The organism is Pseudomonas rosaeacicularis (assembly GCF_057128745.1).
In genome coordinates this window covers 501,987-516,193 of sequence record NZ_JBSKHT010000001.1, presented here as the reverse complement: position 1 = coordinate 516,193, position 14,207 = coordinate 501,987, and the positions used below count along the sequence as shown (strand labels likewise).

Genomic DNA, 14,207 nt, shown 5'->3' with positions numbered 1-14,207 from the left:
GCGCGATCAGTACTCTGGAAGTGAGTCCTTCATGAAAAGCCAGCCTGATGCTGCCGGTAGACCGGCAGCCGAGGTAGTGACGCAATTGCCGGTGCCCTCGCGGCTCGGCATGCTGCGTTTCGAGCGGCTGAATGAAGCCAATTGGGCGCTGCTGTACCTGGACCCCAGTTGTGAAAAGCAGTTTGGCATGCCGGCTGTCGAGCTCTGCGCTTTGGTCGCATCGCCTTATGCCAGCCTCATGGAACCCGAGGTTCGCTATCAGTTGCACGATGCCGTGCAAATGCAGCTGGCAAGCAGCCCGTATTACCTGATCCGCTATACCTTGCATACCAGTCGTGGTGCGCTGGGAATAATGGAACTGGGCGAGGGTTACAAACAGCACAATCGCCACCTTCTGCGCGGGTACTTGATGGTCGTTGACGACGTCCTTGAAGACAGCGACCTGAGCCTGAGCCCGGATCTGGAAACCCAGAACACCCGGCTGCAGATCGCCCTTGAGCTCAATCAACGCGCCCAGCACGAGCAGCTTCAGCACCTGGAACGCGTCCGCGCCCAGCAAAGCCTGATTCTGCGACTGGCACGCCACCGCTACAGCTCGACCAATTCCTTGCAGGAAGCAGCGGAACTCATCACCCAAAGCGCCTGCGAGATCTACGATATTTCCTGCGCCAGTATCTGGAATCTCAATGGAAAGGTGCTCGAGCCGATCGCCGAGTACCGCCGTGGCGCCTGCGAGCACCGCAAACCAGGTCCCATCGACATCAGTCGCTTCCCCAGCTATCTCGAAGCGCTGCATACCAGTCGAGCAATCGATGCCAGCGATGTCGAGCATGACCCGCGCACCCGCGAGCTGGCCGAAAGCCTGCGCCCGCGTGACATCAACGCCATTCTCGACGCCAGCGTACGTATCGACGGCCAGGTCGTCGGCGTCCTGTGCCTTGAACAAACCGGCACGCCGCGCGAATGGCAGTCCGATGAAATAGCGTTTGCCGGGGAACTGGCCGATCAGTTCGCCCAAGTCATCAACAACCACAACCGTCGCACCGCCACCCACGCGCTGCATTTGTTCCAGCGCGCCGTCGAGCAAAGCGCCAACGCGTTCTTGCTGGTCAACTGCAACGGCGTGGTCGAATACGTCAACCCAAGCTTCACCGAAATCACCCAGTACTCCGCCGATGAAGTTCACGGGCATAAGCTGTCCGAACTGCCGGCACTGGAAAACCTCAACGCGCTGCTGCTCGATGCCAATTCCGGCCTGGTCAGCGGCAACAGCTGGCAGGGCGAATTCAAGAGCCGTCGCAAGAATCTCGAACCGTATTGGGGTCAGTTGTCGATCTCGAAAGTCTTTGGCGACGACCGCGAGCTGACTCATTACATCGGCATCTACGAAGACATCACTCAGGCCAAGCTCTCGCAGCAACGCATCGAGCGTCTGGCCTACACCGACAACCTCACCAATCTGGGCAATCGACCGGCGTTCATTCGCACCCTCGACGAGCACTTCGCCCGAGACGTCGAAACCCCCATCAGCCTGCTGCTGGTGGACATCGATAACTTCAAACGGATCAACGACAGCCTCGGCCACCAGACGGGCGACAAGCTGCTGATCAGCCTCGCGCGTCGTCTGCGTAATAGCCTGAGCCCGACCGGTATTCTCGCGCGCTTCGCCAGTAACGAGTTCGCGGTGCTGCTTGATGACACCGGCCCCGAAGAAGGCCAACGCATCGCCAGCCAAGTGCTGACGACGCTGGACAAGCCGATGTTCGTCGATAACCAGCTGATCAGCGTAACCGGCTCCGTGGGCCTTGCCTGCGCGCCGCTGCACGGCCGTGATCCGCAGACGCTGATGAAGAACGCAGGCCTGGCGCTGCACAAGGCCAAGGCCAACGGCAAGCATCAGGTTCAGGTGTTCACCGAGGCGCTCAACGCCGAAGCCAGTTACAAGCTGTTCGTGGAGAACAACCTGCGTCGTGCTTTGACGCAGAACGAGCTGGAAGTCTTCTATCAGCCCAAGCTGTGCCTGCGCACCGGTCGCCTGCTGGGCATGGAAGCGTTACTGCGCTGGAATCACCCTGAGAAAGGCATGATTCGGCCGGACCAGTTCATCAGCGTCGCCGAAGAGACCGGCTTGATCATTCCGATTGGCAAATGGGTTGCGCGCCAGTCCTGCCGCATGAGCAAGCAACTGACCGCTGCGGGCTACGGCAAGCTGCACGTGGCGATCAACGTCTCGCCCAAGCAGTTTTCCGACCCGGAGCTGGTGGCGTCCATCGCCAATATCCTCAAGGAGGAAGAGCTAGACGCTTCGCTGCTTGAACTGGAGCTGACCGAAGGCCTGTTGCTGGAAGCCACCGAGGACACGCGATTGCAGCTCGAATCGCTGAAAACCCTCGGCCTGACGCTGGCAATGGATGACTTCGGCACGGGGTACTCATCGTTCAGTTACCTAAAAAAATTCCCCATCGACGTGATCAAGATCGACCGCAGTTTTATCCGGGACATTCCGGATGATCAGGACGACATGGAGATCACCTCGGCCGTCATCGCGATGGCGCATAACCTCAAGCTGACAGTGGTTGCCGAAGGCATCGAGACCGCCGCACAGCTGGCCTTCCTGCGACGCCATCGATGCGATGTCGGCCAGGGTTATCTGTTCGACAAGCCGATCCCCGGCGAAGAGCTGATCGAGAAACTCAGGCGCTACCCACGCGGACCTGTCGCCTGACACCCTGTCGCCGCCGACAAACGTTGTGATCCTCTGTTGAAGCGAGGTTTACCCGCGAAGGTGAGGTCGAGGTGTATCGTCCAGCATCACACCCGTCGTCCCACATTTGCATCAGCCACTTCTGACCCCATATACCCCTTCTTACTGACAACACCCCTCGGTTGTCCCGAACCCAGAGAGGATTGAGCTCATGGTCTTGCGCTCGGAAATTCTTGTGAACAAAAACGTATTACCTACCGCTGAACAGGCATTGCCGGGGCGCGAAACCCACGTGCAACTCCCTGAGCACCACTTCGTCAACGGCAGCCCGCTGTTGGGTCCATTCGTTACCAATGTGGATTTCGCGATATTCGGACTGGGTTGTTTCTGGGGTGCCGAGCGGCGTTTCTGGCAGAAGGAAGGCGTGGTCAGCACGGTGGTGGGCTATGCCGGGGGCTTCACGCCAAACCCGACCTACGAAGAGGTCTGCTCAGGGCTGACGGGCCACAGCGAAGTGGTGCTGGTCGTGTTTGAACCGGAGAAAGTCAGCTACGAAGAGCTGCTGGCGATGTTCTGGGAGCTGCACAACCCAACACAGGGCATGCGCCAAGGCAACGACATCGGCACTCAATACCGTTCGGTGATCTACGCCACCTCACCCGCGCAACTGGACGCCGCCAAAGCCAGCGGTCAAGTCTTCCAGGCCGAACTGACCAAAGCCGGCATGGGCGAAATCACTACCGAAATCGAACAAGCGCCAACGGTGTACTTCGCCGAGGCGTATCACCAGCAGTATCTGGCGAAGAATCCGGAGGGGTATTGCGGGATTGCCGGGACTGGGGTGTGCATGCCGCCGAGTTTGAATCCGGCTTCGTGATATGAGTTGATCTGCTGTAGGAGCGCGCTTGCCCGCGATGGAGGTGTGCCAGAAAGACCGCTTCGCAGCCTCGCGTTGCTCGTCAGCTCCTACAGAATCGGCGGTGTTTTTGCAAAATCCGTAGGAGCTGACGAGCCGCGGAAGGCTGCGAAGCGTTTTCGCTGACACACCGCCAACGCAATCCCGCCTCGTCAGGATCGATCAGGATTCGGCAATCAACCAATCCATCTTCCAGTCGCCCTGGGTTTGCCCCAGCGTCTTCGCCAACCACGGAAGAAGCTCGCGCAGTTCTTCTTCCAGGCCCCACGGCGGATTGGCGATGGCCAGGCCTGAGCCGTTCAGACTGTTCGGCGTGTCCAGTGGATGCACCAGCAACTCAACGCGCAGCAGTTTCGGCGCGCCGGTTTCAGCCAGATCCTGATAGAACCGCTTGAGCAAACGTTGGTCCTTGATCGGGTACCAGATCGCGGCGACGGTCTGGCGCATGCGGCTGATGGCTTCTTTGAGCGCGACCGAGCAGCGCTTCATCTCGTCGAGCTGTTCAAATGGCGGATCAATCAACATGACGGCGCGCTTTTCATGCACCGGCAGCAACGCCCGTGGCACGTGCCAGCCTTCGCCCAGATGCACCGCGACGCGACGGTCGAATTTCATGTTGTCTTTGAGCAGGGCGCCGTCTTCCGGGTGCTTCTCGTTGAGCAGCACGCGGTCTCGTTCGCGGGTGGAGCGGCGCGCCAACTCAGGGGAGCCTGGGTAATAACGCAGCTCGCCGGTCTTGCGGTTCATGTGCTTGATGACGTCCATGTAGCCGGACGCCAGCTCGGGCACATCGGTTGCGTCCCACAAACGGCCAATCCCTTCGATCCATTCACCGGTGCGCGTGGCCTGATCGCCCTGCAGGTCATACAGCCCAATCCCCGCATGCGTGTCGAGGTAAGCGAACGGCTGCTCTTTACGCGACATCAACGCGAGGATGCGAGTTAGGACGATATGCTTGAAGACATCGGCGTGGTTGCCGGCGTGGAAGGCGTGACGGTAATTCATGGCAGCTCCTGGAAGGCCGCGCAGTTTAGCAAAACGGGCGGTCTTTGGCAGACCACTCATAGGCCGAGCACAAGCCGATGCTTATTTAACCGAAAACGACCTGTTCATAGGAATACCAGCCATTCACGACAAGAGCGCTTGCCGAGGTTGATGGGCGATACCAGAATCAGGCCAAAGCCAATTAAGGAGCGAGCGTCATGATGCATGCGGACCTGATCGACCAGGAAGACTTGATCAGCCAACTGAGAGCGATTGGGTTCGAAACCCCGTCAAGCGCCACCGCCGAACAAGCTTGCGCCCAAGCCGTGTGCGGCCTGAACGACGACCGCGCCCGCGCGTTACGACAATTGGTGGAGAAGATGCTGATGGGCAGCGCGACGATTCTGCCGGCTGTGCGCCAGGCGATTGATCAGCAGTTGTTGCCGGCGCTGGCGACTTATAAACAAAGCCGTAGCGCCTGATCACTTAATCGGGCTGACAATCAAGAAACGTGGGAGCGGACCTGTCCGCGAAGAGGCCGACATGCCCGACGCGGCTTCGGCGGCGGGCAAATTGCTTTCGCGGACAGGTCCGCTCCCACATTTGGACCCTCGCGGGTACAGCGCTTACAACCGCACGCTCGCAAAGGTCGACTCATTGCGCGCCTGGCTCAACGCAGACAGCGGGCCAGACAACGGCGCCAGCACCATCGCTTGCGGTATCGGCATCATCGCCACTTGCTGGGCCGTGTTAGAACCTACACGCTCATCGCGTGGCGGAATTCCGAAGTATTCGCGGTAGCACTTGGAGAAGTGCGGGGTGGAAACGAAGCCACACACCGATGCCACTTCGATGATCGACATCGGCGTCTGCTTGAGCAACTGACGCGCACGAATCAGCCGCAGCTTGAGGTAGTAGCGCGACGGCGAGCAATGCAGGTATTTCTGGAACAGTCTTTCCAACTGACGCCGGGACACCGCGACGTATACCGCCAGCTCATCCAGATCGATGGGCTCTTCTAGATTGGCCTCCATCAGGGCGACGATTTCCTGCAACTTCGGCTGGTTGGTGCCGAGCATGTGCTTGAGCGGCACACGCTGATGATCCTGCTCATTACGAATGCGCTCGTAGACGAACATTTCCGAGATCGCGGCGGACAGCTCACGCCCATGATCGCGGCTGATCAGGTGCAGCATCATGTCCAACGGCGCGGTGCCACCGGAGCTGGTGAAACGGTTACGGTCGAGGGTAAACAGGCGCGTACTCATAGCCACGCGGGGAAACGCTTCCTGCATCGCGGCCAGACATTCCCAGTGCACGCTGCAATCAAAACCGTCTAGCAAACCGGCGCAAGCCAAAGCCCAACTGCCGGTGCAGACTGCGCCCAGACGACGGGATTGACGCGCCTGGCTTTGCAGCCAGCTCACGTGTTCGCGGGTCACGGTGCGTTGAATGCCCACGCCGCCGCAGACGATGACGGTGTCCAGCACGGGCGCCTTGTGCATGGAGGCATCAGGGGTGATTTGCAGACCGTCGCTGGCCCAGACCTGGCCGCCATCGGCGGTCAGCGTGGTCCAGCGATAAAGCTCTCGACCGGACAGCTGGTTGGCCATGCGCAGTGGCTCAACCGCCGACGCGAGGGAGATCAGCGTGAAATTGTCCAGCAGCAGAAAGCCGATGGATTGCGGCGCACGGTTCTGGGGTTGGGCCCCTGAGTTGAACGATGTCATCACGGTATCTCCTCACGAAAGCGATTGATGGCCCCCACACGAGGCTCTTGTTGTTTGCTCTCATTTGAGTGGAGAGCTTAGGCATTGCAACGCAAATGCCATGCCTAAACTTGAATGACCATTCAATAAACCCTGATTGCGACGTCGTGATGCGTCTATTCGGCAGCGACACGACCATTCGATTTACGACCTTTGGGCCGCCAAGCCACGCCGTTAAAGGAGCGGTGAGCAATTCGGTAGCACTTTGGAGGAGGCCTGAACGGCCGTAAGAAACATCATGTCACCACAAGCACAGGTGACCGACGGTAAGCGGTGTATCGCCCGGTTTACATGGCGTTGCGCCATGTGGACGGTGGGCACGCGCTAAAAAGTTGCGAAGTGATCGAGCGGTGAGCAAAAAGTGCGCAGCGGCCCGCGTAAAAGTGTTGGAGCGAGGCTTGCCCGCGAAGCTGACGACACGGTGTGTCAGGTAATCCGGGATATCAGCTTCGCGGGCAAGCGTAGCTCCAACAGGGCTACTTAGTCAGCACTCCACCGCACTCACCGCCAACCCACCCCGCGAGGTCTCTTTGTATTTGTCGTGCATGTCGGCGCCGGTGTCGCGCATGGTGCGGATCACCCGGTCCAGCGAGATAAAGTGCTGACCATCGCCGCGCAAAGCCATCTGCGCTGCGTTGATCGCCTTCACTGCGGCAATCGCGTTGCGTTCGATGCAAGGCACCTGAACCAGCCCGCCCACGGGGTCACACGTCAGCCCCAGGTTATGTTCCAGCCCGATCTCTGCCGCGTTGCACAACTGCGCGGGTGTGGCGCCGAGGATGTCAGCCAGCCCCGCCGCCGCCATGGCGCAGGCGGAACCAACTTCACCCTGGCAACCGACCTCGGCGCCGGAAATAGATGCGTTCTTTTTGCACAGAATCCCAATGGCCGCCGCACCCAAGAAGTAATCGACCACGTTGGCTTCACTGACCTCGTCGCTGAATTTGACGAAGTAATGCAACACGGCAGGGATAATCCCCGCCGCGCCGTTGGTCGGAGCCGTGACCATGCGGCCGCCCGCAGCGTTTTCTTCATTGACGGCCAGAGCGAACAGATTGACCCATTCCATTGCGCTCAAGGTCGAGCCGATCACGTTGGGCTTGCCCAACTCTTGCAAACTGCGATGCAGGCGCGCAGCCCGGCGGCGCACATTCAAGCCGCCTGGCAAAATACCTTCGTGCTTCAAGCCCTGCTCGACGCAATCCTGCATCGCACGCCACAGCGTCATGAGCCCGGCGCGAATCTCTTCTTCGCTGCGCCAGACCTTTTCATTGGCCAACATCAACTCAGAGACGCGCAGACCATGGGTCTCGCACAACATCAGTAATTCATCAGCGCTGGAGAAGTCGTAGGGCAGCACCGTGCTGTCCATGTCCAGCACACCGCTCGCCGCTTGCGCCTGATCGACCACGAATCCGCCGCCGACCGAGTAATAGGTGTCGCGATGGAATTCGCCACTCAGGTCGTGAGCGATCAGGGTCATGGCGTTGGGATGAAATGGCAGGTTTTCATCGATCAGTTGCATGTCGCGCTGCCATACGAACGGGATTGGCCGATTACCATTCAACTGTAGGAGGTCGGTTTCTTTGAGTTCGGCAATACGCACGCCGATCACCGACGGATCAATCGCATCCGGCCATTCGCCCATCAAGCCCATAATCACGGCGTTATCGCTGCCGTGGCCGATGCCGGTTGCAGAGAGCGAGCCGTACAGACGAACTTCCAGGCGGGTTACCTGTTCCAACTGACCGCGTTCGCGCAAACCTTGCACGAACAGCGCCGCAGCGCGCATGGGGCCGACGGTGTGAGAACTTGAGGGGCCGATACCGATCTTGAACAGGTCGAACACGCTGATAGCCATGAACCGCACACCTCCGAAAGCAAGACTTCCGGCGCGCCAAACGGCCGGTGACGGAGCTGATACGCTCAAGCTGCTGTCCGTCCAGATGGGCCGCATCATCAGGCTTTTACCTGGGAGGACGACGTCTCACACCGACTCACTCATGCCCACTAACGTCGCTTTGGCGAGCTGAATGGCGCAGCACACTATGCTTGCGGATTCGTGACAGTTTTGGCCGCTTTTGGCCGCATCCACAGCCGAAAAGCGTGTACGCAGCTGATAAAAAATCTGTAAGCGACGTCACTGACACTGGATGCGACCCTCTATGTACTGGTTACGACGCCCCCTGTAGGCGTTTGTTTTTCCCTGTTACATGATCAGTCCCGACTCGATCGCCACACGCAGTGATAGAGCGTTGCGCAACTTGACTCGCCAACACCAAAAAAGGCGTCCGCCTGGCTGACAATGAGCAGCGGATACCCAAAAAAACACCTAAGGAGTCCAACCATGAAAGGTTCACAAAAGTTGTTGCTGGGCGTTGCGCTGAGTCTGCCACTGCTGGCTCAGGCGGCAGAACCCGCCCAATGCGCGACCGTCAATTTTTCCGATGTAGGCTGGACCGACATCACCGTCACCACCGCCGTCACCAGCGCAGTTCTCCAGTCCCTGGGCTACAAAACCAAAACCACCATGATTTCCGTGCCTGTGACCTACAAGTCCCTGGCCGACGGCAAGAACATGGACGTTTTCCTCGGCAACTGGATGCCAACCATGGAAAACGACATCAAGGCCTATCGTGACGCGGGCACCGTTGAAACTGTGCGGGCCAACCTTGAAAACGCCAAATACACCCTGGCCGTTCCTCAAGCGCTGTACGACAAAGGCCTTCATGACTTCGCTGACATTGCCAAATTCAAAAAGGAACTTGACGGCAAGATCTACGGCATCGAGCCTGGCAACGACGGCAACCGCCTGATTCAAAGCATGATCGACAAGAACGCCTTTGGCCTGAAAGACGCAGGCTTCAAGGTCGTCGAGTCCAGCGAAGCAGGCATGCTGTCGCAGGTCGATCGCGCGTCCAAGCGCAGTACTGACGTGGTCTTCCTCGGCTGGGAACCGCACCCGATGAACACCCGTTTCAAGATTCAGTACCTCACCGGCGGCGACGACTACTTCGGTCCGAACTTCGGTCAGGCGACGATCTACACCAACACCCGCAAGGGCTATACCCAAGAGTGCAGCAACGTCGGCCAACTGCTGAAAAACCTGTCGTTCACCCTGCCGATGGAAAGCTCGCTGATGGGCAACGTGCTGGACGACAAAATGAAGGCTGATGTCGCCGCCAAGGCGTGGATCAAGAAGAACCCGCAGGTGCTCGACACCTGGCTGGCTGGCGTGACCACCGTGGACGGTAAACCAGGCCTGGAGGCCGCTAAAGCCCAGTTGACGAAGTAACCGGCAGGCAGGCGGGCCAGTCCCGCCTGTTGTCCTAAATTTCCTCCCGTATGCGGACAATCGATACCATGCTGACTGATCACAAAATCCCCCTGGGCCAGTACATCGCGGCCTTCGTCGAATGGCTGACCCAACACGGCGCCAGCACGTTCGACGCAATCGCGTCGTCTCTGGAAACCATGATTCACGGCCTGACCTTCGGCTTGACCTGGTTCAACCCCTTTGTATTGATCGGCCTGATTGCTCTGCTCGCTCACTTCATCCAGCGCAAGTGGGGCCTGACGGTATTCGTCATCGTTTCCTTTCTGCTGATCCTGAACCTGGGCTACTGGGTTGAAACCATGGAGACCCTGGCGCAGGTGTTGTTCGCCACCGCTGTCTGCGTGGTGATCGGCGTGCCACTGGGCATCATTGCCGCGCACAAGCCGATGTTCTACACGATCATGCGTCCGGTCCTGGACTTGATGCAGACCGTTCCTACTTTTGTTTACCTGATTCCTACCCTGACCCTGTTTGGTCTGGGTGTCGTGCCCGGTCTGATTTCGACGGTGGTATTCGCGATTGCCGCGCCGATCCGCCTGACGTATCTGGGCATCCGCGACGTGCCCCATGAACTGCTCGATGCGGGCAAGGCATTCGGTTGTTCGCGTGGTCAACTGCTGTCGCGCATAGAACTGCCCCACGCCATGCCGAGCATCGCGGCCGGTATCACCCAATGCATCATGTTGTCGTTGTCGATGGTTGTGATCGCGGCACTGGTGGGTGCAGACGGCTTGGGTAAACCTGTGGTCAACGCACTGAACACTGCTGATATCGCCCTGGGCTTCGAAGCGGGCCTGGCGATCGTATTGCTGGCGATCATGCTCGACCGTATCTGCAAACAACCTGACGCACAGGTCAAGGGGGACGCATGAGCATTATCAATTTCGAAAACGTCGACGTTATCTTCTCCAAGGACCCTCGCGAAGCGCTCAAGCTGCTGGATCAAGGCCTGAACCGCGAACAGATTCTGAAGAAAACCGGCCAGATCGTAGGTGTAGAAAAAGCCTCGCTAAGCGTTGAAAAGGGCGAAATCTGCGTCTTGATGGGCCTGTCCGGTTCGGGTAAATCCAGCTTGCTGCGCTGCATCAACGGCCTCAATACCGTCAGCCGCGGTTCGCTGTTCGTCGAGCACGAAGGCTCGCAGATCAACATTGCCAACTGCACCCCCGCCGAACTGAAAATGATGCGCACCAAACGCATCGCCATGGTTTTCCAGAAGTTTGCATTGATGCCCTGGCTGACCGTGCGCGAAAACATCAGTTTCGGCCTGGAAATGCAGGGTCGCCCCGAGAAAGAGCGGCGCAAGCTGGTGGACGAAAAACTCGAGCTGGTGGGCCTGACGCAATGGCGCAACAAGAAGCCCGACGAACTGTCCGGCGGCATGCAACAGCGTGTGGGCCTGGCCCGTGCGTTGGCGATGGACGCCGACATTCTGCTGATGGACGAACCGTTTTCTGCCCTCGACCCGCTGATCCGCCAAGGCCTGCAGGATGAACTGCTGGACCTGCAGAAGAAGCTCGCCAAGACCATCGTCTTCGTAAGCCACGACCTCGACGAAGCGCTGAAACTCGGCAGCCGTATCGCGATCATGAAAGACGGCCGAATCATTCAGTACAGCGTGCCGGAAGAGATCGTGCTTAACCCGGCGGACGACTATGTTCGTACGTTCGTGGCCCACACCAATCCGCTCAACGTGCTGTGCGGTCGCAGCCTGATGCGCACCGTCGACAACTGCACCCGCGTGAACGGCTCGGTGTGTCTGGATCCGGGCGGCGATTCCTGGCTGGATCTCGCCGAAGGTAACACCATCACCGGCGCACGCCAGAACGGCGCGCAATTCGATTTGCAGAACTGGGCGCCGGGTCAGGCCATGGACACCCTTGATCGCCGTCCGACCGTCGTGCATTCCGACATCGGCATGCGTGATGCTCTTCAGATCCGTTACCAGACCGGTCACAAGCTGGTGCTGCAGGAAGATAACCGCGTGGTCGGGATACTCGGCGACAGCGAGCTGTATCACGCGCTACTCGGCAAAAACCTCGGTTGATACGTTCTGTAAGAGCCAACTTGTTGGCGAGGCGTGGGCTGTCTTTTATCCGTCCTAACGCTTCGCGAACAAGTTCGCTCCTACAGATATATCCGGTTCCATATCGCATCCGTCGGCGCTGATCTGTTCTTTCTTGACGCTTAAAGCCTGAAGCTTTCAGCTACAGTTCATCGCCCCCAGGTTTTTGTTGATTGAACGTTCAATTAAAAATTGTTAGGGTGTATGTCGCTTTTCAGTCACTGCGATCATTCCCCGGCGAGCCAAGGAGCCCCACTGATGCCCAAGGTCGGTATGCAACCCATTCGTCGTCAACAGCTGATCCACGCCACCCTCGAGGCGGTCGATCAGGTGGGCATGGGCGACGCCAGTATCGCGCTGATTGCTAAGCTGGCCGGCGTTTCGAACGGCATCATCAGCCACTACTTTCAAGACAAGAACGGCCTGATCGCCGCGACGATGCGTCACTTGATGAACGCATTGATCATCAATGTCTCCGAACGCCGACAGGCGCTCACCGATGACAGCCCGCGCGCCCACTTGAAGGTCATCATCGAAGGCAACTTTGACGCCAGCCAGGTCAATGGCCCGGCAATGAAAACCTGGCTGGCTTTCTGGGCAACCAGCATGCACCAACCCTCGCTGCACCGTTTGCAGCGCATCAACGATCACCGCCTCTATTCGAACCTGTGCTGTCAGTTCCGCCGCGTACTGACGCTAGACGAAGCGCGCAATGCTGCTCGCGGCATGGCGGCACTGATCGACGGTTTGTGGTTGCGCGGCGCTCTGTCCGGCGATGCTTTCGACACCGAGCAAGCGCAGCAGATTGCCTACGAATACATGGATTTCCAGCTGGCGAAAGCAGCGCACTGACGCGCTCACGCCCACCGCTGAAATGACCGACGCGCAAGCCGCGATCGGTCACAGCTCACACAAAGATATTTGAGGATTTTATGGCCCGTTTCGAACTGCAAAAACTCTACATTGACGGTGGTTACGTCGACGCCAGCAGCGATGCCACCTTCGAAGCTATCAACCCGGCCAACGGCGAAGTGCTGGCCAACGTCCAGCGCGCGACCCAAGACGACGTCGAACGCGCAGTCATCAGCGCCGAGAAAGGCCAGAAAGTCTGGGCCGCAATGACGGCTATGCAGCGCTCGCGCATCCTGCGCCGTGCCGTCGACATCCTGCGTGAACGCAACGATGAGCTGGCCGCGCTGGAAACCCTGGACACCGGTAAAGCATTTTCTGAAACCAAGTACGTCGACATCGTCACCGGCGCCGATGTGCTGGAGTACTACGCAGGCCTGGTGCCCGCTATCGAAGGCGAGCAGATCCCGCTGCGCACTTCGTCTTTCGTCTACACCCGCCGCGAGCCGCTGGGCGTTACCGTCGGCATCGGCGCGTGGAACTACCCGATCCAGATCGCTCTGTGGAAATCCGCGCCAGCACTGGCTGCGGGCAACGCGATGATCTTCAAGCCGAGCGAAGTCACCTCTCTGACCACCCTGAAGCTGGCCGAAATCTACACCGAAGCCGGCCTGCCTGATGGCGTGTTCAACGTGCTGACCGGCGCTGGCAGCGAAGTCGGCAGCTGGCTGACCGAGCATCCGCGCATCGAGAAAATCTCGTTCACGGGCGGCGTCAGCACCGGCAAGAAAGTCATGGCCAGCGCGTCGAGTTCTTCGCTCAAGGAAGTGACCATGGAACTGGGCGGCAAGTCACCGCTGATCATTTTTGACGACGCCGACCTGGATCGCGCCGCCGACATCGCAATGATGGCCAACTTCTACAGCTCCGGTCAGGTCTGCACCAACGGCACCCGGGTGTTCATCCCGAGCGCTTTGAAAGCAGCGTTCGAGGCCAAGATTGTCGAGCGCGTGAAGCGCATTCGCATCGGTAACCCGGAAGACGAAAACACCAATTTCGGCCCGCTGGTGAGCTTTGCCCACATGGAAAACGTGCTGGGTTATATCGCCAAGGGCAAGGAAGAAGGCGCCCGCCTGTTGATCGGCGGCGAACGCCTGACCGAAGGTGAATTCGCCAAAGGCGCATTCGTTGCGGCCACGGTTTTCACTGATTGCACCGACCAGATGACCATCGTCAAAGAGGAAATCTTCGGCCCGGTCATGAGCATCCTCAGCTACGACAGCGAAGAAGAAGTCATCCGCCGCGCCAATGACACCGACATGGGTCTGGCAGCAGGCGTCGTGACTAAAGACCTGAACCGCGCACACCGTGTGATTCACCAGCTCGAAGCCGGCATCTGCTGGATCAATGCCTGGGGCGAATCGGCGGCAGAAATGCCGGTCGGCGGTTACAAGCAATCAGGCGTGGGCCGCGAAAACGGCATCAGCTCGCTGGCGCAGTACACCCGGATCAAGTCCGTGCAGGTTGAGTTGGGTGAATACGCTTCGGTGTTCTGAACCCCGGCGCCATCCACTGTAGGAGCC

At 58.9% G+C, this 14,207-nt stretch carries 11 protein-coding genes; 8 read left to right on the top strand and 3 right to left on the bottom strand.

What is annotated here, in order from left to right; translation table 11 throughout:
* Positions 1-31: 31 nt before the first annotated feature.
* Entirely contained in the window at positions 32-2,725 is a 2,694-nt protein-coding gene (locus ACWKWM_RS02375) for a putative bifunctional diguanylate cyclase/phosphodiesterase (RefSeq protein WP_483844560.1), read from the top strand.
* Positions 2,726-2,915: 190 nt separating this feature from the next.
* Complete coding sequence (gene msrA / locus ACWKWM_RS02370; RefSeq protein ID WP_483844559.1) at positions 2,916-3,581, top strand: peptide-methionine (S)-S-oxide reductase MsrA; 666 nt, start codon at positions 2,916-2,918, stop codon at positions 3,579-3,581.
* A gap of 201 nt (positions 3,582-3,782) precedes the next feature.
* Here msrA and ACWKWM_RS02365 read toward each other — a convergent pair whose 3' ends face one another.
* Positions 3,783-4,625 carry a 23S rRNA (adenine(2030)-N(6))-methyltransferase RlmJ gene (locus tag ACWKWM_RS02365; RefSeq protein ID WP_483844558.1) on the bottom strand — a complete coding sequence of 281 codons (843 nt, stop codon included), beginning with the start codon at positions 4,623-4,625 and terminating at the stop codon, positions 3,783-3,785.
* A 197-nt stretch (positions 4,626-4,822) separates the two neighbouring features.
* Here ACWKWM_RS02365 and ACWKWM_RS02360 point away from each other — a divergent pair, with 197 nt between their 5' ends.
* Positions 4,823-5,086: a hypothetical protein gene (locus ACWKWM_RS02360; protein WP_483844557.1), complete on the top strand. Its 264-nt coding sequence runs from the start codon at positions 4,823-4,825 to the stop codon at positions 5,084-5,086.
* Between the two features lie 144 nt (positions 5,087-5,230).
* Here ACWKWM_RS02360 and gbdR read toward each other — a convergent pair whose 3' ends face one another.
* Entirely contained in the window at positions 5,231-6,334 is a 1,104-nt protein-coding gene (gbdR, locus tag ACWKWM_RS02355; protein WP_483834768.1) for a choline metabolism transcriptional regulator GbdR, read from the bottom strand.
* Between the two features lie 523 nt (positions 6,335-6,857).
* Positions 6,858-8,234 (bottom strand): L-serine ammonia-lyase, encoded by a 1,377-nt coding sequence (locus ACWKWM_RS02350; RefSeq protein ID WP_483844556.1) that lies wholly within the window; start codon positions 8,232-8,234, stop codon positions 6,858-6,860.
* 486 nt (positions 8,235-8,720) lie between these two features.
* On the opposite strand from ACWKWM_RS02350, the gene ACWKWM_RS02345 reads away from it, so the two are divergent.
* The 5 genes from ACWKWM_RS02345 to betB all read left to right on the top strand — a co-directional run bounded on the left by ACWKWM_RS02345 (position 8,721) and on the right by betB (position 14,180).
* Positions 8,721-9,668, top strand: coding sequence for a choline ABC transporter substrate-binding protein (locus ACWKWM_RS02345; RefSeq protein ID WP_483844555.1), 948 nt, complete (start codon positions 8,721-8,723; stop codon positions 9,666-9,668).
* Between the two features lie 68 nt (positions 9,669-9,736).
* The gene (choW, locus tag ACWKWM_RS02340; RefSeq protein WP_483844554.1) at positions 9,737-10,582 is read left to right on the top strand and encodes a choline ABC transporter permease subunit; all 846 of its coding nucleotides are present in this window, start codon (positions 9,737-9,739) and stop codon (positions 10,580-10,582) included.
* Entirely contained in the window at positions 10,579-11,757 is a 1,179-nt protein-coding gene (choV, locus tag ACWKWM_RS02335) for a choline ABC transporter ATP-binding protein (protein ID WP_483834772.1), read from the top strand. Before choW ends, choV begins: the two co-directional genes overlap by 4 nt.
* A gap of 276 nt (positions 11,758-12,033) precedes the next feature.
* Positions 12,034-12,627, top strand: coding sequence for a transcriptional regulator BetI (betI, locus tag ACWKWM_RS02330; RefSeq protein ID WP_483844553.1), 594 nt, complete (start codon positions 12,034-12,036; stop codon positions 12,625-12,627).
* A gap of 80 nt (positions 12,628-12,707) precedes the next feature.
* A complete protein-coding gene (gene betB, locus ACWKWM_RS02325; protein ID WP_483844552.1) occupies positions 12,708-14,180 on the top strand; it encodes a betaine-aldehyde dehydrogenase in 1,473 nt (490 codons plus the stop codon).
* Positions 14,181-14,207: the final 27 nt, after the last annotated feature.